At 30.4% G+C, this 237-nt stretch carries 1 pseudogene; it reads right to left on the bottom strand.

Going from position 1 to position 237, the window contains the following annotated elements:
• Positions 1 to 229 (bottom strand): annotated as a pseudogene (locus tag ACWA1B_RS23620) (S41 family peptidase); the annotation flags it as partial.
• Positions 230 to 237 lie beyond the last annotated feature (8 nt).

Here is a 237-nt window from a genome sequence, read left to right as displayed (position 1 = left end):
TAAATTTTAGTTTCTTCGAAAGTTTTTTAGAACATAGTTTACCATTAAACCAGCTCAAATCAAAATTTTTATCAAAATGTTCTATATCCTTTGGCACAGCAATCGGCGCTATTTCTTTTACTGGACCAAGATCGTCAATCCAATTTTCTAAGATCAAAGAAAATTCTTTTTGAGTTTGTGCTTTTTCTATTAAAGGCAATTTTTCTAAAAGCTGAGTATCCCAATTCAATTCTCCAC

This window comes from Flavobacterium xizangense (assembly GCF_054075145.1).
The sequence above is the reverse complement of the archived record's forward strand: the minus strand, read 5'-3'. Positions and strand labels throughout refer to the sequence as shown.